This is a genomic window from Acinetobacter dispersus (assembly GCF_009884975.1).
GTDB classification, from domain to species: domain Bacteria; phylum Pseudomonadota; class Gammaproteobacteria; order Pseudomonadales; family Moraxellaceae; genus Acinetobacter; species Acinetobacter dispersus.
Genome location: NZ_CP041970.1, coordinates 63528 through 85923 on the forward strand (window position 1 = coordinate 63528; position 22396 = coordinate 85923).

General features: G+C 37.0%; 18 protein-coding genes, 1 tRNA gene and 1 pseudogene. 15 read left to right on the top strand and 5 right to left on the bottom strand.

Translation table 11 applies throughout. From position 1 onward, the window contains the following. Positions 1-171: 171 nt before the first annotated feature. On the top strand, positions 172-555 hold the full coding sequence (locus FPL17_RS00175; RefSeq protein ID WP_004801562.1) for an SCP2 sterol-binding domain-containing protein: 384 nt from the start codon (positions 172-174) through the stop codon (positions 553-555). 56 nt (positions 556-611) lie between these two features. On the opposite strand, the gene FPL17_RS00180 is transcribed toward FPL17_RS00175, so the two are convergent. After that, the gene (locus FPL17_RS00180; RefSeq protein WP_005184375.1) at positions 612-1721 is read right to left on the bottom strand and encodes an MltF family protein; all 1110 of its coding nucleotides are present in this window, start codon (positions 1719-1721) and stop codon (positions 612-614) included. Between the two features lie 373 nt (positions 1722-2094). Between FPL17_RS00180 and greB the strand changes: the two genes are divergently transcribed. Then, complete coding sequence (gene greB / locus FPL17_RS00185; protein ID WP_005202026.1) at positions 2095-2583, top strand: transcription elongation factor GreB; 489 nt, start codon at positions 2095-2097, stop codon at positions 2581-2583. 96 nt (positions 2584-2679) lie between these two features. Then, positions 2680-2769: transfer RNA gene (locus FPL17_RS00190), tRNA-Ser, on the top strand. Between the two features lie 16 nt (positions 2770-2785). Here the strand turns inward: FPL17_RS00190 and FPL17_RS00195 are convergent. Beyond that, positions 2786-3994 carry a site-specific integrase gene (locus FPL17_RS00195; RefSeq protein ID WP_159882397.1) on the bottom strand — a complete coding sequence of 403 codons (1209 nt, stop codon included), beginning with the start codon at positions 3992-3994 and terminating at the stop codon, positions 2786-2788. 1078 nt (positions 3995-5072) lie between these two features. Between FPL17_RS00195 and mobC the strand changes: the two genes are divergently transcribed. Together mobC and FPL17_RS00205 are read left to right on the top strand one after the other, a co-directional pair. After that, complete coding sequence (mobC, locus tag FPL17_RS00200) at positions 5073-5642, top strand: plasmid mobilization relaxosome protein MobC (RefSeq protein ID WP_159882399.1); 570 nt, start codon at positions 5073-5075, stop codon at positions 5640-5642. Positions 5643-5683: 41 nt separating this feature from the next. After that, a complete protein-coding gene (locus tag FPL17_RS00205) occupies positions 5684-8104 on the top strand; it encodes a coiled-coil domain-containing protein (RefSeq protein ID WP_159882401.1) in 2421 nt (806 codons plus the stop codon). 151 nt (positions 8105-8255) lie between these two features. On the opposite strand, the gene FPL17_RS00210 is transcribed toward FPL17_RS00205, so the two are convergent. The 3 genes from FPL17_RS00210 to FPL17_RS00220 all read right to left on the bottom strand — a co-directional run bounded on the left by FPL17_RS00210 (position 8256) and on the right by FPL17_RS00220 (position 10545). Beyond that, on the bottom strand, positions 8256-8591 hold the full coding sequence (locus FPL17_RS00210; protein WP_159882403.1) for a hypothetical protein: 336 nt from the start codon (positions 8589-8591) through the stop codon (positions 8256-8258). 950 nt (positions 8592-9541) lie between these two features. Continuing rightward, positions 9542-9769, bottom strand: a complete 228-nt coding sequence (locus FPL17_RS00215; RefSeq protein ID WP_119055180.1) for a hypothetical protein — start codon at positions 9767-9769, stop codon at positions 9542-9544. A gap of 95 nt (positions 9770-9864) precedes the next feature. Next, positions 9865-10545 carry a hypothetical protein gene (locus FPL17_RS00220; protein WP_159882405.1) on the bottom strand — a complete coding sequence of 227 codons (681 nt, stop codon included), beginning with the start codon at positions 10543-10545 and terminating at the stop codon, positions 9865-9867. A gap of 217 nt (positions 10546-10762) precedes the next feature. Here FPL17_RS00220 and FPL17_RS19080 point away from each other — a divergent pair. From FPL17_RS19080 to FPL17_RS00260, 10 genes and pseudogenes are all read left to right on the top strand, one after another. Further along, a pseudogene (locus FPL17_RS19080) lies at positions 10763-10888 on the top strand (DNA adenine methylase); the annotation flags it as partial. Between the two features lie 656 nt (positions 10889-11544). Further along, positions 11545-12153, top strand: coding sequence for a sortase family protein (locus FPL17_RS00225; RefSeq protein WP_159882407.1), 609 nt, complete (start codon positions 11545-11547; stop codon positions 12151-12153). Between the two features lie 30 nt (positions 12154-12183). Next, positions 12184-13770: a CAP domain-containing protein gene (locus FPL17_RS00230; protein WP_159882409.1), complete on the top strand. Its 1587-nt coding sequence runs from the start codon at positions 12184-12186 to the stop codon at positions 13768-13770. Positions 13771-13793: 23 nt separating this feature from the next. Next, a complete protein-coding gene (locus FPL17_RS18695) occupies positions 13794-13943 on the top strand; it encodes a hypothetical protein (protein ID WP_167515349.1) in 150 nt (49 codons plus the stop codon). A 28-nt stretch (positions 13944-13971) separates the two neighbouring features. Beyond that, complete coding sequence (locus tag FPL17_RS00235) at positions 13972-14355, top strand: hypothetical protein (RefSeq protein ID WP_159882411.1); 384 nt, start codon at positions 13972-13974, stop codon at positions 14353-14355. Positions 14356-14468: 113 nt separating this feature from the next. Continuing rightward, positions 14469-14780, top strand: a complete 312-nt coding sequence (locus FPL17_RS00240) for a hypothetical protein (protein ID WP_159882413.1) — start codon at positions 14469-14471, stop codon at positions 14778-14780. A 516-nt stretch (positions 14781-15296) separates the two neighbouring features. Next, positions 15297-17090: an ATP-dependent nuclease gene (locus FPL17_RS00245; protein WP_159882415.1), complete on the top strand. Its 1794-nt coding sequence runs from the start codon at positions 15297-15299 to the stop codon at positions 17088-17090. Then, positions 17083-18873 (top strand): ATP-dependent helicase, encoded by a 1791-nt coding sequence (locus FPL17_RS00250; protein WP_159882417.1) that lies wholly within the window; start codon positions 17083-17085, stop codon positions 18871-18873. The genes FPL17_RS00245 and FPL17_RS00250 overlap by 8 nt, the downstream gene beginning before the upstream one ends. Before the next feature lie 109 nt (positions 18874-18982). Next, positions 18983-21175: an argonaute/piwi family protein gene (locus tag FPL17_RS00255; protein ID WP_159882419.1), complete on the top strand. Its 2193-nt coding sequence runs from the start codon at positions 18983-18985 to the stop codon at positions 21173-21175. Continuing rightward, positions 21163-22317 carry a PD-(D/E)XK nuclease domain-containing protein gene (locus FPL17_RS00260; protein WP_159882421.1) on the top strand — a complete coding sequence of 385 codons (1155 nt, stop codon included), beginning with the start codon at positions 21163-21165 and terminating at the stop codon, positions 22315-22317. Before FPL17_RS00255 ends, FPL17_RS00260 begins: the two co-directional genes overlap by 13 nt. Positions 22318-22396: the final 79 nt, after the last annotated feature.

Below are 22396 nucleotides of genomic sequence, written 5' to 3' on the forward strand. Positions count from 1 at the left end.
TTGTTAAGTACCTTTTTTTTATCAAAATTTTAAAAATTGAATCACGCGTACAAAAAATCATAGCCTAAAATAAAAATTACATGCTATAACAGGGCACGAGCAAATTGCTTCATGAGATGTCGTCTGGATAGATGGCACAAGAAATTGAACAAATACATTTGAGGAATAATCATGGCTGCATTTTTAACTGATGATTGGTTTGCAACTGTTGAAAAACTTACTGCTGAAGCAGGTGATTTAAACTTGCCACCAGCACTTGCGAATTTAGCGATTAACTTGGTTGTAACAGATGCAGCTGGTAATACAGAGTTGGCTTTAGATGCGGGTAAAATCCAAAAGGGTTTATCTTCAAATGCTAAAACAACTTTGAACATGGATGCTGAAACTTTACGTAAAGTATTCTTGGAATTTGATATGGCTGCTGCGATGCAAGCATTCATGACTGGTAAAATCAAAGTTCAAGGCGATATGTCTCAGCTTATGGCTTTACAAACAGCCAAGCCAAGCCAAGAGCAAAAAGATTTATTCAAGAAAGTACTTGAGCTTACTGCTTAATTCTTCTTGAATAAAAAAAGCTTACCCAGAGGTAAGCTTTTTTTATATCTATTCAGTTATACATCAATACGGCTATTGGTCTTGAGATGCTCTAAATAGGTACGAATACGCGTCACATATTGTACGGCTTGTTTATATCGACCATTTCGTGCTTGGTTACGCTGTAAATAGTCATACAAATTGACCCACTGATTCGGATCTTTGCCTTGTGCACGGATACGTTTCTGAATCTGGCTGACTGCACCAGGACCCATATTGTATGCAACCAAAGCATACCAGTTACGGTCTGGGTAAGGCACATTACCAAATTGATCTAACATCAGATCAAAGTACTTTGCACCACCTTGAATACTTTGCAGTGGATCTGAGCGATTGCTTACGCCCATCGCTTTGGCAGTACTATTGGTCAACATCATTAAACCACGTACGCCAGTGGGAGAAACTGAGCTGGGTTTAAGATAAGACTCTTGATAGCCAATTGCTGCAAGTAAATGCCAATCTAAATTGTATTTAGAAGCACTTTGTTTAAAACTTGCCTTATAAATCGGTAAGCGTTGATTCAAATCTCTTTGAATCGTAGACCAAGACTCTGGTTTAACCACATTGCGGTTATAGAACGAGGCCAATTGCTGGGTTGTACCCGACTGCTTACTTTGACAGATATAACCACTCGCTGTAAGTGTGAGGGGATCATCAGCTTGCTTAAACACCCAGTTTAACTGAGGATTTAAACCATTTTTGCTTAAGCTTGCTTGATCACCACAACTTGCTGAAAATGAAACCAGTTGTTTATTTTCAATCGCAGCCAGATTGGCTGTGGTCATGGCAATATTCGCTTTACCTTGAGCAACCCATTTCAATGCCGTGGCATTGTCAGGAACGGTTTTGAAATCAAGCTTTACATTTAAGCTTTGTGCGTAATTACGTACGAGGTCATAACCAAAACCATGTTGGAATTGACCGTCTTTAAAGACCGTGGTTGGACTTTCAACTGCAACGACAGTTAAAACGTTGGTATTCACAACCGTATTGTATTGATGTGATTTTTCAGCATTCAAGCTATTGAACGGAAGGATTGCAGCTCCTAACGCTAAAACTTGAAAAGGTCGTTTGGAAGATAAAGAGTTAAGGCTAGGCCTCGACCCAGAACTTGAATTACTGTGCATGTTGTCTCCGCTACAGGTAATTTATGCCCAAAAAGTTCAGCAAAACACTGCCTTAACTTTTAAAAGTTGATAAATTCAATAAGGGTGGGCAAGTCATGAACGTCATTCAGTAATGACATTGAGTTAAAAGGAAGATGGTGCAAATGTTTCACAACATTTACAAAGTGTATAAAAAATAAACAAAAACAAACTTAGGGGCGCATATTAAGCGGCAAAAACAAGAATGTCAAATTTTGCACAATAAAAAAATGAGAGTTACATCACAAACCCATGATTTGGAAAAGAATAAAATTTATACACTTTAGTGGTGGTGAAATAAGGAATACAATGCAAAAACTTGTAAATGGACTGTTGTATTAACGTATTTGGGCTTATGAAATCGAATTTAATTACACGTACTGGACATGACCTTTTGGTTGCTGAGCTAAAAAAGCTTTGGCATGACGAACGCCCTGAAATCACTAAAAAAGTAAATTGGGCGGCAAGCCTTGGTGATCGTTCGGAAAATGCTGATTATCAATACAATAAACAAATACTTAGGAAGATAGATCGTCGAGTTCGCTATTTAGGAAAACGTTTAGAAGAATTAAAAATTGTCGATTATGTGCCTGAGCAAGAGGGAAAGGTCTACTTTGGTGCTTGGGTTGAAATCGAAAATGATGCAGGGGAGCAAAAAAAATTGCGTCTCGTGGGTGTCGATGAAATCTACGATCATCATCCGCAACATATTTCGATTGAGTCACCTATGGCGCGAGCTTTACTGGGTAAACAAGTGGATGATGAAGTTGAAGTACATACTCCATTGGGCAAAAAACTGTGGTATATCAACTCAATTCGCTATGAAAAACCTGAAAATGCTTAAAATTACAGGGTGTTGATTTTATTTTGAGCGGTTGATGCATTATTTTGAATAAAAGATTTGCCAAGTTGAACTTTTATTTATATGATAGCCGCCATTGGAAGCGTGGCAGAGCGGTTTAATGCACCGGTCTTGAAAACCGACGAGGGTGTGAGTCCTCCGTGAGTTCGAATCTCACCGCTTCCGCCAAATATCTGAAAGGGAATCAAATACATAGTTTGATTCCCTTTTTCTTTGGCACAATTTTGGCACTATTCGAAATTTTAGCGATCTCTTCTTTGTTCTTATCCGAGTTAATCCACTTCGCATAACGCTTCATCAGCATCACCAAACTATGACCCAGCTGTGAAGCCACATAGACCGGATTAAGTCCATTCATTAAGCATACAGTCGCATATGAATGACGAGTGTTATAGGCAGGGCGATAGCGTATGCCGTTCGCTTTCAATGCCGCCACAAACTTTTCACTCAATGACTTTTGCGTAGTAAATTCCTCACCAGTTTCATCACAAATAAATACATGCTCGTATTTGAGATAAGTTAGTAATCTGAGTTGTTGGAATGCTTCAAATGCAAAATCATTCAAATCTACAAATCGAGCTTTATTGGTTTTAGTGGTTTCCTGCTGAACGCCGTTCACACGACCTTTATTGATGTGAATCTGCTTATTCAAAAAATCTACATCCTGCCAAGTGAGCGCGATAATTTCTGATGGACGGCAACCTGTCCAAAAAGCCACCACAAAATACCAATATACAGTTGGGTAGTCTGCAATATATTTCTCTTTTAACCAGTTCAGTATTCTTTCCCGCTCAATTTCATTAAATGGATCAGGTTCAGTTTCCTGCGTTTTCTGATTCTTTAATCGGTCACATGGGTTCTTATCAATAATTTCATCATCGTGCGCTAGTTCGAATGCGCCACGTAATGGAATCAAAGCATCATTTCGAGTCTTCGCTGAAGACCATTCACGTCCATTCACCGCACTACGCAACATTTGGCTGGTGATCGTATTAATTGGCATGTCAGCAAATAATGGCATCCACAGCCGTTCCAAAATTGATAGATATTTTTTCTTAGTACCGTGCTTATGGTCAGCTAGGTTGTAGAGGTATTCTTGGGCATAGTGAGCAAAAGTAGGACCTCGTGACGCTGGCAATGTTTCTTGCACAGCGTCAGCTTTTTTGATGGGTTTGACCGTAACCGCTTCGATATCTTCAATCTTTAAGATTCCGTACTTGGCCTTAGTTACAAAATCTTCTCTAATCTTAGCCGCCTTACTGAAGTTGGCAGGTGTGTCGGTGAGGTCGAGGGTGAACCACTCGCGTTTACCGTTCCATTTAAAGTTAATCTGTATTTTTCCCGATCTTGCTCGTGTGCCTTTTGGTAGACCAGCGCTGCTTGTTCGACCCATCTGTTATAACCTTTTAAGCTATATAATATTTTACGATCAGACACCCTCACCCAAACTTTTCCTTCCTCCCAATTAGGTCTAAGGTTCTTTAGGTTCGAGATCTGTTCGCCCGTCAATTCACAAAACTTTTCTGCGGTGACCCAATCCACCAGTTCAAAATGTTGACTCATTGTTGAACCTCCGCATTTTTATTTGAAAGTCTTGGTCCAGTTTTGTATATCTAATAATAAATTTTATTAGATAAAGATTTTTGATCATTTTGACCTCTTCAATTTTTAACTTAGTTGAAGAAAGCCTTGTTGTCTTAAAACCCTCATTTTGGTAATTAGGATCTGAAGAGTAAAACAAGTTTCTATACTTTGAAAGCTAGCATATTTTTTTATATAAAAATGAGTTTGGTGTAAAAGATCAAAAAATAGGTTTATTTTCTAACTTAATTTTATGTTTATTATGACAGTAATTAATCTTTTGTATGGTCGAGGCGCCTTAAAGTTTGGAGTGATATTTTTTAACTTTTAGATACTTGTTGGTTTTTAATATGCGTTAATTAATTTTAAAATTAATATCTTCTTTGATTTTGATTTTTCGTATTTAATTTTAATCTATGGTTTAAATATATAATATTGTTTAACTTTAAGGTTTGTATTTCCTGTATTGAAATTATTTACTTGGTTTTTTAAATAAGTATTTGTTTTTTATTATAATTTAAGGGTGAATTTATTTTTGTATTCATCCTTTTGGATCATCGCTTAGTTATATTTTAATGACTATGATACTTTTAATATTTATAAAATTTAATATAACACTTAATAGTCTAAAGTACATTAAATATGCTTTTAACCGGTCGAGCCAGATTACCCCTGTCCGTACAAAATCACAACAAAAGTTGTGATTTTGTACGAATGGGATCTGGTTGGCTTGCAGCCAAACCGCCACTTTTAATGAGGATTTTTATTTTAAATTTTTAGAGTAACTATTTATTCTAATTTAAAATTATTCTAAATTTTTATTAAAAAACACTTTTTTTATTTTAAAAAATATTATAGCTTAAAAATAGATTTATGATTTTGGTGTGCTTATGATTAATGAAATTGTTATTAAAAAATCAAAAAGATTAAGTCGGCTTGAATTACGTTTAAATGATGATGAATTAGAGGTGATTAAAAATTCGGCGAAGTTATTAAATAAAAACACTAGCGATTTTATTCGGTTTTCCGTTAATCACTATATTCAAAATATTTTGAATGTTGATCAATCTGCAATTCGTGAATCGCATGTCGTTGCTAAGCAATCATTTAGTCAGAGAGGAGAAGAAGATAGCGAAAGCATTGCATTTCAACTTGCAAAAATTGGCAATAATCTTAACCAAGTTACTCGCGCAATTCACATTGCAAACAAACTTGGCAAGCCTGTCGACTTACTTCGAACTTACTTACTTGTCGAAGACTATTTAAAAAAAATCTATCAACTTTATCCACTTCCTTCTCCGCCATCCTTGCATCGTTCTGATGAAGTTGTTCAGCGTAGGCATAAATATATTGAACAAAAATATCTCGGTGATTTATTGCGACAAATGCAAGTCGTTGGAGGAACTGAAATTGAATCAGTTTCAGACGCTGACCTTTCTAATGACCATCTAAAAAATTGACTTTTTATTTCCATTTATATTTTTAAACGGGAGGGTAGTTCATGTTGATTAAGATGTTGAGGCATGGGACGGGCAGTGCAGCTCGTGCAGCGAGCTATGTTCTCGATGAAAAAGATCACATGAATATTGTCCGTCCGCATGTCGAAGTGCTCTGTGGTGATCCACATCTCTTTGCAAAAATTGCAGATAGCTCTCCTTTTAAACATAAATATACGTCTGCCGTCATTGCCTTTGCAGAAGAAGATCGACCGACCGATGTTGAAATAAAAGATGTCTTAAAACAGTTCGAAGCATTGGCTTTCAGTGGTCTTGAACCTGACCAATATCATATGACGGCTGTTCTGCATCAGGAACCCAACGGTTCAAAACATGTTCATATTCTTGTCCCTCGACTTGAACTCAGGTCAGGAAAGGCAATGAATATCGCACCTCCTGGCAGATTCCAAAAGCATTTTCATATGTTGCAAGACAAGCTGAATTTCGAATACGGCTGGGCAGATCCGAATGATCCCGACCGTGCCCGATTCACAAAAAAAGGTCATGAGATGTATTTGCAATCTGGGCTAAAAAAGGTTGGAAAAGATCGAGAGAATTATAAACAGTACATTGAAAACACTTATTTACAGCTTTTATCAATATCGTTGAAACAACTAGAAAAAAAGCATGCTCAAGTAATTCCGTCCGAACTTTTAGTCAGAAACCGTGATGACTTTATGCAGTTTGTGTTAACCAACGAGCTGGCAAGTGAAGTAGTCAAAATTCGAGAAAAACAGTTCAGCCTAGTTCCACCTTTTGGCAAAAAACCTATCTATTTTCAAGGAGAAATCTATGAAAGACAATTCACCATCGAAAAATGTTCAAGAACAATTCGAGAGCGTATCAAATCTCTTGAACAAGTTCGAACAGCAGATCGAGAACGTGGAAACGATGAGCAGCGAACAGTTAATCAGATTTCAAAATACACTCGAACGCCTTGTGCACAACTTCGAGATCGAGCAGAACAAGCTTTGCAAGGAGCTCGACAAGCAAGAGCAGATTACCACAGACAACGTTATGCATCTGCTACAACACCAGAAGAACGAGACCCAGACTTTGATCCTAGGATTGAAATCATATCGAGGAGAGCTGAAGCAGAATATCGACAATATACAAATGAAGCTGTCTTCACATCTCCACGAAATCGATCAGATCATGCAAAAGCATCTCCAGAAGAGCAAAGCTCAATTGCAACAGACGATCAAAGACAATCAGAATTTGATCAAAGACCAAATTCAGAACAATACTCAGAGCATCATAAGGGTATTAGAAGATCAGAAGAAACAGTTGCAGCAGCAAGTAGATCAGGCATTAACTCAGTCGATCACTCACAACCCCAAATTGATTCTGAAAACATTTATTCTGTTGGCGCTTGGAATGGGGCTGCTGAATATTTTAGTAATATTACCCTCCAACTATTATCTCACACAGCCGATCTTAACCAAAAACCAGACCGAAATCTTGACGGACGGCAAGGGCAATCGTTTCCGAGCAATTACCTCCTCGAAATGGATAGATTGCAATACACTGAATTTGAACAAAAAGAAGGTACATCCGACGGAACCGAATATTCATCTGACATTTCCATGTATCGTAGAGAAATAAGTCATGAAAGAACAGCAACATACGACTATTCAACACCACAACGGCAGCGACACACAGCAGATGATTTTGGATTTACTCGAACAAATGAGTTTAGCTTTGATGCCATCATCGCTGAGTACTATGCAAGGCTTGCAAGAAAACGTCGAGAAGATGAAAAAAAGGCTCAGCGTGATCGAGCATTACGAGCAGAGCAACAGAGACGACATGAACAAGATCTTGAAAATCTTAGGATTCAGCAGTCCGTCAGAATTGAGCCAAACCGAGATCAGTTTATTTCAGAATATTGGATTGATGATCAAAGAGTTACAATCGAGACAGAAAAAATTAGAACAGTTAGAGCAACAACAGCACTTACAGCATCAGAAAGAGCAGCGACTTCAAGAACAGAGCATGTTATGCGCAACACAGATCAACAAACTACAGCTCTTAACAACCAGCTTGATCAAGCGCTTCGACGTACTAGAGAAGCAGGAGACGAATTTACAATCGCAATACCAGCAACAAATCAAGAATTTAAACGAGATGATGCTGAACTGCACTCAGAATATGAACAGTTTAAACAACATATGCGTCGACTTAGAGAACAAGCAGACGCAGATCAAGAGCATGCAGCATCAATGCAACAACAATACCAACTCGATCGAGAGCATTCAGCAGAACTTACAGCAACAATACTACAACTTGCAAAGCTCGTTGAAGAAGTTGTCAGGTTGATGATGAGTTTAATTGCTGCCATGCTGGGGCAGCAATATAACATTCAACGTCAACCACAAGTTGAAGCTAAGCAACAGAAATCTAATGACTCTGGTCCTGAATTTTAAGCAACCACTTTTAAAAATAAGACTTTTATTATCTTTAGCGTTGCTATTGTCACTGATTACATTCAACGTTATTTCTGTTTAATCGATAATAACGCAGTCGATTTATATAGTGCACAGTAGCAAGCTAAAAATTCATTAATAATTAAGCGAGTTAAATGGAAGGGATTCCCAAAACACGCTGTGCTCGTTCAATCATCTTTTGACGTTGGTGCGTTCGGAATGCCCACAATGAAGATAAATTACTTTTTTGATTGAGTTTGGCAACTTCAAGAATTTGTTCATCAGTCATTTCCTGCATGCATTGACGAATAATTTGATGTGCTTGTTCAAGTTCTTTGAGTAAGGAATTTGCGGTGTCAACAGCAATATAAAGATTTGCCAACGTTTGGCGTTGAGGATTTGAAATTGTCTTGCCAAGTTCAACAATGAGTTGAGAAGCTTGTTGTTTAGGTGTGCAAGTGTTTGCACCATGAAGAATTGCGTTCATAGCAGTAGTCCTAGATAAGTTTTAACACTTACCATCATTACTTCTCACGGTAATGGTGGCAGCAAGACAGGGGTGAGAATACTGAATCTAGGCTCAGCCAACCTTACGGTTGCCCTGCAAGCTGCCATAACGACTGCTAAACAGTAGGCAAAAAAATAGTCGCTAGTGCGACATTAATTTGCACCTAGATTGTATCAGGTTCTCACGCCTGAACACAGATTTTGCTGTGTAAAACTAGGTTAGCTGGGTATACCTTAACCTGTCAACGATCCAGTATGATATTTTTACATATCTTAACATTAAATAATTAATTGATTATCCTGAAGAAATCTTGAATTTCTGACGGCTAGGAAACTAGTTATTAAAAGTGTTTGTGTACGGTGGTAATTGCTTAATGTTTATTCTTTTTTGTGTTCTTAGAGCTCATCCGAATAGGTGTTAAATATTGTTAAATCATAAAATTGAGAGTGGCTGCTCATAATAATAAGGTGAATTCATTATCGATTCGTTACTTGCTGATGTGTTTATGCGTTATAGAGTGGCTCATTGCTGTATGGATCAAATAGGCATGGGTGAAAAGCCTGTTGAAGACGTGAAAAGGAATCATGGTGAATATTAGGTTGACGGCGTACTATTTATCCTAAGTAATCAACAGACTTTAGCCATTCACGGTAAGGAAGCATTTCAGGATCGCAAAGTACATATTCCTATGGGTAATTATACTTTACGTGCTGACTTACATAAGCTTAAGAAAGTGCCCAGTGATACTTGCGCGCTGAGCTTCTTGGCTAATAGTGACAGACATGCTGACCGTACAAGGGCAGGATTCTTAGGAATTAATGCTGCCAGTTGTGAGGAAATGAAAAGAGAGTTTATGGATCTCTATCTCATGAAGAGATAGAGATAAATGCTGATGATTATGATGGTTGGTTTAGTGATGCTAGTTGCTTTTAGATAACTTTGTAATATTTATAGTTTAATAAATGCTCAACTTGCTCTACATATTCTCGTGCGAGAAGGACTTTATTTATTTCAAATTGATTAGGTAAGAAATAATTAATTAGCCCATTTGCATCAACTGAAATATCAATAATTTTTATGCTTGAGTCATAGTCAGGTAATTTACTAATTTCTGAATTAATTAAATCCAAAAAAGCAGATTTCTTTATGGTTCGCATAGTTATTGCTCCAAAGTTATTGATCAAAATCTAAGAGTAGTGGTAAGTTCCAAGCCAATGCAATAAAAAATATTAGAATGACAATGTAGGATGTTTTAATGGATTAGTTCAACATATTTTTTATTATCATATTGATCTTTATAGTATTTAAATTTAAATGAACACGATAAGCCTTTTTCTATTGCTGTGTCGTAAAGTAGAGTAAGCTTAAAGTGATAAATTTTATTTCCAATAATATTTTTTAAAGAGGTGAACGTAAAAATATTGTCTATATCTATTTCTTCTTGCTGTGGTAACACACTTTGAATGTGATTTAGATCTAAATTGACCATGGTTGTATCAATTGATAAAGAAATATTATTGGCAATCCCCTCTGAACTGACAATTGCAAATTGCTGAAATCCACAATCTTTTATTTGTAGTATTGGTCTTGATTTGACAATATTATTGTTAAATTCAATTCTTAAAATATTTAGTTGTTCAAGTGCAGCATTAGCTAAAACTTTTTGTTGTTCTACGCTATTTTTCAATTCTTGAGCTTGTAGACTTAAAGCTAGGGTATTTTGTTTTAATTCTTGTCCTTGCTGAAGATATCCGTATACCAACCATAAAAAAGCAAGTGGTGAGAAGATACCTGCGAGCACGTCTCCTTTTTCATTCAATTTAAGATTGTGGTAGTCACTGAGGTCTGTAACAACTAAAACTCCAATTAAATAAATTACTGTGACTATAAGTGTTATCAAAATCCCCAAATGATCTTTAAACCATTCTTTCATAGAAATAGTTCCCTCTAATTGTTTAATAATAAAAACTAGGTGACGATTTAAAGGATCAGTTTAAACTGCCTCCTTTAGTATTGATGCTACCGCAGGCAAAGCCTCGCTACTGTGCACACAGTGATTTGAGGCTATCAGAAAATGAAACGCTTTTGCAGTAGGTGAAAATATGAAAACCAAACCAATTGTTTCGTGATCAGATGGTAAACGTCGTCTTGTGTCGCAACTGATTCCTAAAATACCTTAACACCATTGCTATGTAGAATTATTTGCTAGAGGCGCAGCCTTATTTTTTATACATGAGCAGCCATCAAAAGTTGAAATTATCAATGATGTGAATGGTCTCTATCATTTATTTTATTGTTTCATTTTAATAAAGAAGAATAGCCCAATTTAGACTTATCCATAAAATCAAAATAAACACCTTGATGGCTGAATTTGAGCTTAAGCAAAAATCTGCTACTTAACTTTCTCCGTCTGAACTGATTGTCTAGATTTTAGTGTTGGTAAAATTGACTAAAGCGCTGGATAAAATTAATATGGGCTCGCTGGCCTACATTGCCAGTCGGTTTTAGCAGACCGTTGATCCAGCACAGAAAATAGCCCGTCTATTTTTTGTGGACCTTCTCGTCCCCCTTTTATCTTTATGGTAGGACAGAAGGGGGACACCTTCGGGTGTGCTGGTTCCTTGGATCCCAGTCTGCTAACCCTCTTTTGTTCTGCCACCATTATTTAGCAGTAATCGGCAGAACTTCTTAAGATTCAAGGAGCTTCTCATGCTGTATCTATCTTTTCTGATTTGTGCCTCGCCACCTGTTCAACCTTGTTGTGCTTTGCAACGGGGACTATACGGATAATTTAATTTTTTAGGCTGTATTAAAAACATTTTACAAGAACAATCCAACGGTGGATGGCTAAATCACGCCTATAAAAAATAGACCTTTTTATATTTATATCTGCTGGTGATTGTGAATTGCATTGAACATGCGGGAAACAACAATGACTGAATTAACCAAACCTAAAATCATTCCAATCGAAAACCGTCCTCAGAAATCCAAGCTATTTTTAAAATGTGTGGTCTTACCGATTGTGATCTTTCTGATTATTGCCAAAATCTTTTCCTTTGGTGCTTTCGGCTATATCTTCTTTGGCTTTGACCTATTCTGGTTTGTGATCATTTACTACCTCTATCAATATGGAAATACATATTTCGATGGAATGACTGAGCAACTGAAACGCCAAGGGGAAACTTTTAACTATCAAAATCGTGGTGTCTGGATTAATAGTCAGGATAAAACCATCATCCTGTTTGATCAGCCAGATCAACGTCTAGTCAAATATCCATTTGACTACATTACCTCTGTGGGTCATTACAATCTGGTTGAAGATCGCTTTAGAACTACGACCACTGTGATCAGTAACCCAATGATGGGAACCCATGTTAACCAACAAGTCCATCGGACACCGATGAAACGAGAGTTTCAAGTCAATATAGGAACACGGGATCAATTTAAACCAAATTACAGCCTTAAAGTGCTGTTTCCTTGGCGTAGCCCTCAAATGGCCAGTGAAATCCGTCAACTCCTTTCCGCTGATCATTATCAATAACAACAATAAAAAAATTTAAGGCAGTCAATCATGATCATTTCAAAAACTTTTATGCCATCTGTGCTGATGTTGGCAATCAGCACAGTCATGGTCGGATGTGGAGGCGGTGGTTCGGGAGGAGATTCTGGTTCATCCAATGGCGGTGGAACGGAAAATTCTAATAATGGCAGTACCAATCCTAAGCCCGTGACTTGTGCTGAAACTCAATATCTGGAAGAGGGTGCATGTAAAAACAAGGCAGTGCAGAATATCCAGTCCTTACCATTGAGTACGCTGATTCAAGGTCAAAGCTATCCATTATCGCTTCAGACAGATCAAGGGCTGGCAGTGACTTTTAGCAGTAACACCCCTAATATCTGTAATGTAAGTGGTAATGAACTCAAAGCGCTTAAAGTTGGTCAGTGTAGTCTGGCACTGACACAGGCAGGCACAACAAAAGTTCTACCACTCAATAGCAGCATGATCGTCAATGTGACTTGTGCTGCCGATCAATATCTAGAAAATAATGTTTGTGTAACTAAGGTCAAGCAAACCATTACCCCACTCAAAATCAAATACATCCTGACGGAGAGTGTGTGTTCACTGGATATTGAATCCAGTGCCAAACTTCCTGTCACGATTAGCAGTCTTTCTTCAGCAACCTGTACTTATTCTAATGGTGAACTCAAAGGGATTAGTGCAGGTGCATGTACCCTTAAACTTACCCAAGAGGGTGATACCAAAACACTGGCAGCAGAGAGTAAGACCATCAGTTTTGATGTGTTTAAGGCTTCATCTATGGGTGATGCACCCGATCTCAACAACTGTTATGCGGGTAAGCTCAGTGCAAAGTTTAGAAATGAATTCTTAAATGAAATCAATACGGTTCGTACCTTGCATGAGCTGCCAAGTATTACATACGACTATGCCCGTGAAGATGAGATGATGCAGACTGCCCTGATTCTTGCGGCAAACAACATCTTGACCCATTACCCTGAAGCGAATACAAACTGCTATTCAGATATTGGTGCGGTGGGTGCAAGAACCAGTAGTCTGGAAATGGGGGTAAGACAGAATAAGTATGACTATTCACCTGCCGAAAGCATTAGAAATATGGTGCATGACAAATTAAACCTGTTTGCAGGAGATGTGGAGCATCGACTCTGGATGCTTAACCCATTCTTACAAAAATCGGTGTATGGTTCAGTTAATGCGCCATCATTTAAGGATACCCGATTCCCTTACGTGGTCGGTACGTCCTATAAGGTGGTTTATCCCTTTAATCATACAACCACTGCACCACTCGGTGTGATTGCCTATCCCTACCACAACTATCCAGCCAAATATTATATGGCGGGTTCAATTCTCTCGATTTCAGTTTTAACCGATCAAAAGAACTTCTTTGCCAATCGCAATGTGGACTACGCCAAAGCCACTGTTGTTGTCACTGAACGAAGAACTGGAGCTAAACAGAAGATCAGCAATATTCGTTATGAAAATATCGGTGTTCCCAACCATATCCAATTTAACTTCAACGATTTGAAACTGAACGTGATCTACGATGTCAAGCTCAGCAATGTTCTAGTAAATGGTCAGCCTAAAGAATATTCCTATTGGTTTAACGTGAATGGTCGGTAAGCGAAAATAAGGACAACAATAGAATGACATTGATGATTAAAGAAATTCTCGTCACGAGTAAACCTGATACCTCTAATCTGGATGACATGATTGCTTTTTCTAGCCTTTATGACAGTTCAGTCAATTCCTCACAGCACATCTTACAGTGTGGCTTTATTGACAATGTGTTTTAACCTCTAAATAAATAAAGAGTCAAATCAAATGAAAAAATTAATATTCGCAGGATTATGTCTAAGTCTTTCAACGTTAGCCTTTGCAGGTGCAAAAGAAAGCCTTATCGGAAAGCGTTTAGTCTTAGATTTACCAGATACTGAATGCGCAGGATTGTCTTTTGCTAAAAATGGTAAAGATGCTGCGATGTATGCTGAAATGGGGCAATGCCAAGATCCTTTACTACTTCGAGTGAAATGGTTAGATGACAAGACCTTTATTTTAATTGAAAAAGTACGAACGAATAATATTTCCCCACCACGTAGCTATTTATATAAAGTCCAAAGCATCAATCAGCATTACTTAAAACTGACTCAGATATGGACGGGGTGGGGTGATTCAAAGGACGATACACTTGGCTATTATTTTAAATAGTATAAACAAGAAAGGTTGAATATATAAGTGAAAATAACAACTGCGCATTGGATTTGAAAGAATGAACTACTATGCAGAGGATCCCTTCTAGGTAACTTAATCTAGGAGGCAATATGCAAAAGCTGAAATTTCAGTACAAACGACCTGTAAAAAATTTTCCTAATGATGACATCCGAAGACGATTTCCTCATCTGAGAAGTAGATATTTTAAAAAGTTCAGTACATATCAAGAGCGTAGTTTTTATTTTCTACATTTGACTGAATATAAGAAGTATCCATTAAAACTTCGTGTTGCACGAGGTTCTGGCTTGCCCGAAGAATGGGATGATCTTCCATCTTCAGTCTACAATGTAGCTAAAAGCTGGAAACATAATTCTAGAAGAAGACATCAGTACTATAAAAATAAAAAGAATAGAAATAATTGATATGCGAAATATCAATTAAGATTTTGATAGTATTCTAAAAAACGATATGAAAATCTTATCTGCTAGATAAATATATTTTAAATGTGACTAAACAATTAGCGATATCTAATTTTTTTTATATCTTTTTTTAGATCGGAAATAATGTACACCTTCATCGTGCCCTCGCATAATTAAATATATTACATAGCGATTGGCGATCTATCCTTGAGCTGATTTTCTAACCTTCAATACCTCGACTGAACAGATCTAACATATCCTATAAATGCTGCCAACCTTCTTCTGGCTAGACATACGTAACATCATTTGTCCAGACCTTATTCGGTCACAGAAACTTCAAATTTGTGAGCTGAAAAAATCGTAGCTGTTGGTAAGTGATGATATGAATCTATTGTATGCCTATATGTAATTATAATAAAATTTATTAAATTAGATGCTTACATAAAAATCTTAAAGCCTTGCAAAAATAACATAAATCGATTAAATATTTAATTTATTTTCTTTTAGATTTAAAAAATTATGTATCTTAAACATTTAACCATTAAAAATTTTAGAAACTTTGAATCTATTGATATTCCGTTGAGTAATAATATCGTCTTGCTTGGAGAAAACAGGGTAGGAAAAAGCAATTTAATTTTTGCTATGCGCTTAGTGATTGATCAAACACTTCCGGACTCAGTTAGACAATTAAAAATTTCAGATTTTTGGGATAATTGCGATTTATCGAAAAAACCTCAAATTGAAATTCACTTAGATTTTACCGATTTTGAGGATGATCCTTATTTAACAGCATTGTTAACTGATTATAGACTTTCTCATGACCATACAACTATCCGATTAAGCTATGTTTTTAGATGTAAACCTGGGATTACTAGTTTACCAACAAGTAGCGAAGACTTTGAATTTATTGTGTATGGTGGAGGGGTTGAAACAAGGCCAATTCATAATCAAGTGAGAAGACGCATTTCTTTAGATTTTCTTGATGCATTACGTGATGCAGAAAATCAACTAGGATCTTGGAGAAATTCACCTTTAAGGCCACTTCTAGAAAATGCTATGGCATCAATAGATTCAACTGAATTAGCTAAAGTATCGGTTGATTTGGAAGCTGCAAATACAAAAATTATTGAACAACCTGCAATAAAAGAATTGAATGATTCATTAGGAAAAAAAATCCTAAAACTTTCAGGTAAAGGGCACGATTTAAAAACATCTCTACGCTTTTCTAATACCGATCCGTTAAGACTATTTCGCTCATTAGGTATGTATATAGATGAAGGCAAACGTAGTATTACTGAAGCAAGTTTAGGGTCAGCTAATGTTATGCTAATGGCTTTAAAACTAGAAGAGTTCTCATGGCGTAAAGAAAAAAATGAAAGGAATTATTCTCTATTATGCATAGAAGAGCCTGAAGCTCATTTGCATCCTCAACTTCAGCGCACTGTTTTTAAAAATATATTTGAAGAAAAAGATTCTTCCCAAGCTCTAATTATTACTAGTCATTCCCCAACTCTAGCTTCAATTGTTCCGTTACATTCTATAGTTAATTTAAGGTCTGTGAAAACTAGTACAAAAGCATTTTCACTAGCTGGTTTACCAATTGATGATGATGAAAAAGATGATATAGAAAGATATTTAATAGCAACCCGTTCAGAAATTCTATTTGCTAAAGGGATTATTTTTGTTGAAGGCGATGCTGAAGAGGCTTTAGTTCCGAGTTTTGCTGAAATATTAGGCTATGATTTAGATGGGCTAGGGATTACTGTATGTAATGTGGCTGGAACAAACTTCAATCCTTATATTAAATTAGCTGAAAGTTTGGGCTTACCTTCCATAGTAATTACAGATTGGGATCCTCTAGATGGAACAAAACCAGCATTAGGCAGAGCTAGATGTATTGGAATTTGGGATGCGCGTTGTGAAGTAAATTCTGCATTAAACAAGTTTACTGAAGCAAATATCACATGGGCTGAAACAGCAGATTTTGAGGAATTTAGTAGAATATGGGCTAAATTAGGATGCTTTCTTAATGATGAAACATTTGAAGTTGCCATAGCGAAAACACCTAATTTAAGTTCAGCATTATTAGAGATATTGGATGAACAAGGCTTTGGACCAACACGATCAAAACGTATTGAAGAATGGAAAACTAATCCGAGCAAAATAGATAGTACTCAGCTACTAGCTATGATTAAAGACATTGGTAAAGGACGTTTAAGTGGAAAATTGAAAAAGAAAATTGCTAGAGAGAAAAAAATAGAAGTCCCTAAATATATTCAGGATGCGATTGAGTGCATGGTGAAAAATGTCTAACTATACTACCTTGCAACAGGCTTTATCAGAACTTGAAAAAAATAAAGAGCAATTTGAGGCTGTGCAGTGTAAAAGACATTGTGTAGTTTTAGCTGGTCCTGGCAGTGGAAAAACAAAAACTCTTACTACAGCCATTGCTCGAACTCTTCATGAAGAAGTAATTGCTCCAAGAGCCATAGCCTGTATAACATATAATAATGAATGTGCAATAGAGCTTGAAACTCGGTTGGCAAAGTTAGGAATCGAAACTACAGGAACAAGTTTCATAGGTACAGTACATAGTTTTGCTTTAACTCAAATCATAATGCCGTATTATCGTTGTGTAAGCATTGATATACCGCCAGATTTTAAAGTAGCAACCTCTAGCGAGTGTCGTACAGCTAGAGAAAATGCTTATAAAAAAATATATAACGATTCAGGCGACCCACATAAACAGTGGGACTTTGCTAGTGAAAAACGAAATCGTGAAGTAGACAGAACCCTCCCTAATTGGAGAAGTCACAATCAAGAGCTAGCTGAATTCATTGAAGAATATGAAAAAGAACTAAGAAATCAAGGCCTCATTGATTTTGATGATATGCCTCTTATTGCATTCAAAATGATAAAAGAAAATTCATGGATTCGTGAAGCTCTAGAAGCTCGATTTCCAATTTTATTTGTAGATGAATATCAGGACTTAGGCCATGCGCTTCATGAATTAGTTTTACTTCTGTGTTTCAGTGGAAAGATTCGGCTATTTGCTGTAGGAGATGCCGACCAATCAATTTATGGATTCACAGGTGCAAATCCAGAATTACTACAAAGTTTGACTCAACGAAGAGATGTTCAATCGATACAGCTACGATTTAATTACCGATCAGGAACAAAAATCGTCAAAGCATCTTCAGCAGCACTTAATGAACACAGAAACTATGATAGCCCTGAAGGTACTCCAGAAGGAGAAATAATATTTAATCCTGTAAATGGTGGTTTAGATGAACAAGCATATTTCGTTGTAAATAGTCTTTTATCTGAGCTAAACAGAAAAGGTCATAAAAATGAAAACATTGCTATCTTATACAGAGCTGCTTGGTTGGGTGATAAAATTGTAGAAGCTTTAGATTACAGGGAAGTACCATATCATCGAACTGATGGTAATTCTTTAATTAAAAGAAGTTCAAAGTTTGCCCGCTTTATTGAGGATTGTGCAAAATGGGTTGCCGGAGGATGGAAAGTTGCAGAGCCACCATTTAATAGGTTACATAAACAAGCACTAAGTTTAGTTTATAGTAATCAATATACACAAAATGAAGAGCAAATTTTGCTGCTTCAGCTTATTAATTTTCTTCAAAAAAGTAGAACTATTGAAGAAACTACAAATGAATGGCTATTAAGGTTTAAATTAGAATTAGTAACGCCTTGGACAATAGTTTGCCGCAATAGCTTTCAAGAATGGTGTATTTGTTCAGAACTAATAGAAAAAACTTCCCCTACATTAAATAAAGATATCTCTCTTGAGCTGTTTTCTGGAAAAGTTGAAGGAACTGGAAGAGTAAATCTTACTACTTTTCATAGTTCAAAAGGACGTGAGTTTGATGCTGTAATCCTTTTTGGGGTTAATAATAGCGTGATACCTGTAAGTAGAGATAAAAAAACATCGAAAACATTACAAGAAGCAAGAAGAGTTTTTTATGTAGCTGTTACACGACCTAAAACTATATTACATTTAGTGTATGAAGAGAATAATCCCTCAGATTTCTTATGTGATTTTTATCAAAGATATAAACAAGAAAAACTGCATTAGATTTGATCAAAAATTTTGTTAGCAAGTATTTATTGAAAGCAATGAAAGACTCTAATTAGTTGTTACATTACAATCATTTGTGGGAAGAAAACCATAAAAGGAGCGAAAGTTGTCGATAGTCTTAAACGCATTTCCACTGAAAGTTTCTGAGTTGGAAGTTAAGGTTTGCGTGATACCTTATAGCAAGGAAATCTTAGATGAGTTTCGTATTAGTCATAGAAAAACTCATACATTTCACCGTAAAGGCAATAATATCCTGATCTTCTCAATGGATGGCACCTTTCCTAATTTTGGCGCACCGCAGACAATTTCGCTTAAGGATAATGTAGGTATTTTCTGTTCGCTGGTTAAGGCTGGGCTTACTAGGCATCTCAATGAGTTGGGACGTAATCCTTCTGGTTTTAATCCAATCGAGTTGGTAAGCATTAAGCCAAAAGATAATCTTCTGGCTCCGATTCTTGGTGAAACTTATCCATTTAAAATCTGCACAAAATATTCAATTGATACACGTATTATTCAAGGTCACCCATGTCTCGTTATTGACTGTACAACACGTAAAGTTATTAAAGAGAATTGTTTGTACTTTTTACATAGTGGGTTCGATTTGATTGGACGTTATGTCGTTTCCGAACAGAAAGATGGATATAAGAAATTTTTAGGGATGATTGGTGGTGTAACTGGAGAGGTAATTTCTGTTACTCAGCCAGACGGACAGATTGTGCAGACTAATGCCAGAGATATTTTCTTAGAGGCAAATCTGAAGAATTTCGATGATTTCATTTTTCACACGCACGGTATACAAAAAGATGCCATCGTAGAGCGTATTCGACAATCCATTTCTCTTTTCAATGGAGGTGATAATAAGAAGAAGCACATCGATAGGCTCAAGGGATACATTCAGTCAAATACCATCTCAATGCTTAATGGCATAAACATAGAAATTCACGATTCACCTGATATCCAGAAAGATTGCGGACAAATGCAGAAACCAATATTTGTCTTTAATGATAATGGACAAGCTGATTGGGTTGAAAAGGGATTGACGAAGTACGGTCCTTATACGAAGCGTACTTTCGATAGAAATGATCCTTCAATCTGTGTGATTTGTGCCCAGCATGACAAGGGCCGTGTGGAGCAGTTTGTTCGTAAACTCCTGAAAGGTATTCCCAACAGTAAGTATTTCAATAATGGCCTTGAGGGTAAATTTACGCTTGGTACGAGCCGTGTTGAAGTCTTCACGGCAGCCTCGGAGAATCTTGAGGGGTTCAAAAGTGCAATCGAAGATGCAATCCGAAAGAAAGCGGAGGATGGTGGCCGTTGGGATCTTGCTCTCGTGCAGGTTCGGCAGTCTTTTAAGAAGCTTAAGGTTGACGAAAATCCATACTATCTAGGCAAAAGCCTTTTTTTCTTGCATCAAGTACCCGTACAAGACTTCACAATGGAACTTCTGTCACAGTCTGACCATACCCTCAGTTTTTCGCTCAATAATATGGCTTTAGCCTGCTACGCAAAAATGGGAGGCGTTCCATGGTTACTGAAGTCCTCACCAACACTTTCTCATGAGTTAGTAATTGGCATCGGTAGTGCAAATATTGGACAGGAGCGTGGCATCAATGGACAAAGGGTTATGGGAATTACCACCGTTTTTTCTGGAGATGGTAGTTACATCGTTTCCAATACGTCAAAAGCTGTTGTACCAGAAGCCTATTGTGAAGCATTAACTACGATTCTTGGTGAAACTATTGAAAAAATTCAAAAGCGCATGAATTGGCAGAAAGGTGATACGATTCGCTTGATTTTCCATGCTCAGGTGAAGAAGTTCAATAAAGCAGAGATTCAAGCTGTTCGCACTATTATTGACAAGTATCACGATTATCAGATTGAGTATGCATTCCTTAAAATCTCCGAAGACCATGGTCTTCATATGTTCGACTCCTCTACAAGTGGTGTACAGAAAGGTCGATTGGCTCCACCTCGTGGAAAAACATTCCAACTTTCAAAACACGAAATGCTTGTTTACCTGATAGGACAGCGGGAGTTGCGACAAGATACAGATGGTCATCCACGAGGGTTAATAATTGACGTTCATAAAGATTCAACTTTCAAGGATATTAGATATCTAAGTGCACAAATTCACTGCTTTGCATCTCATTCTTGGCGAAGTTACTTCCCAAATCCGATGCCAGTGACAATAAGCTATTCAGATATAATCGCTCGAAATCTAGGATGGCTTAATCAACTTCCAGGTTGGAGTGACTCAGTCATGATCGGAAAGATAGGGCAGTCCCAATGGTTTCTGTAGAAAAAGACAATGCATATCAATTGCGCGAGTATATGTATATAAAAGTATGTAAAGGTGCCCGAACAGATCCGTTTAAGACTAGTTTCTTGTATTTTCTGAAATTATCTGAGAACCTTCCAATTTTCGATTATTCTTCTCTATCTTTATATCAACGTTGTGCAATCTCGGGCCTTCAAATTTTAACTGAAGAAATTCCAAGCCAAGATATCTCGCGTTTGCTTGGACAAGCCGCGAAGATCGACTCTACTCCACTGCCTTGGGTCTCAGATGTTTTTGGCGTTTTGGCTATAAAATGGTTAGTTGAAAAATTGGGTGAACCGAGCATTGATTGTGAGTTCAATAATTGGGTTTCAGGATTTCTAGAGCAACAAATAAGGGGTGATCACTTCGATATTTTTGAGAAAGATATAGCTATGTTTGTTATCAGAGGTGATTCTGTTGTTTTTTCCAGTGCATGTGTGCCACTGTTTCTTCATTACCAGAAGATAATAAGTATCGAAGATCACCAAAGCCGTCTTTCCCTCATTAACCGGTTCCTGAATGAATTTCGAGCGCTAGCAAAAGGAGAGGCTTCAAATGCAATTCTGAGCTTGATCATTTATGTATTCGATCAAATTAATCAGGATGTAGCTATAGTAGCGCCCAATGGATGGAGCTTCGATGATCTAGTTAAGTTTCTGGAAAATATTCCAGTTGGTCTCAAGCGCTGGACATGGGAGGAAGCTGGACGTACGAGAGGTGCTAAACCAGTTAAGTGGTTGATAGAGAACGAGTATCATGTTCAGAATCTCCTCTACATTATGCTCGCCCCAATATTTAATGACATCGCTGATGAAGTAAACCTTCAACCTGTCGGACAGAAGAACCCACGTCTTGATCTTTATTTGCCTACCTTACATACGATTATTGAAGTAAAGTACCGTAAGGACAATAAAAAGTCCTTTCCAATGCTTATTGGGGAGATCGCTGAAGATGCATCACTTTACCGTGTTGATACAAAACATAAAGATGCACATATTATCAGTTTTCTATGGGATAGGACTCGTGCGACACAAGAGCATGCCAAATTCAAGGAAGGTATTTTAAATATTGAAGGGATAGATGGCTGTGTTGTGATTAGTGCACCTTCAACAATGGATTGAAATTAAAAAGTTTTTAGAATATTAGTGGCTATTTAAAGAATAAATTTTGAGCAAATCTATGTGGCTCTAAAGTTAAATT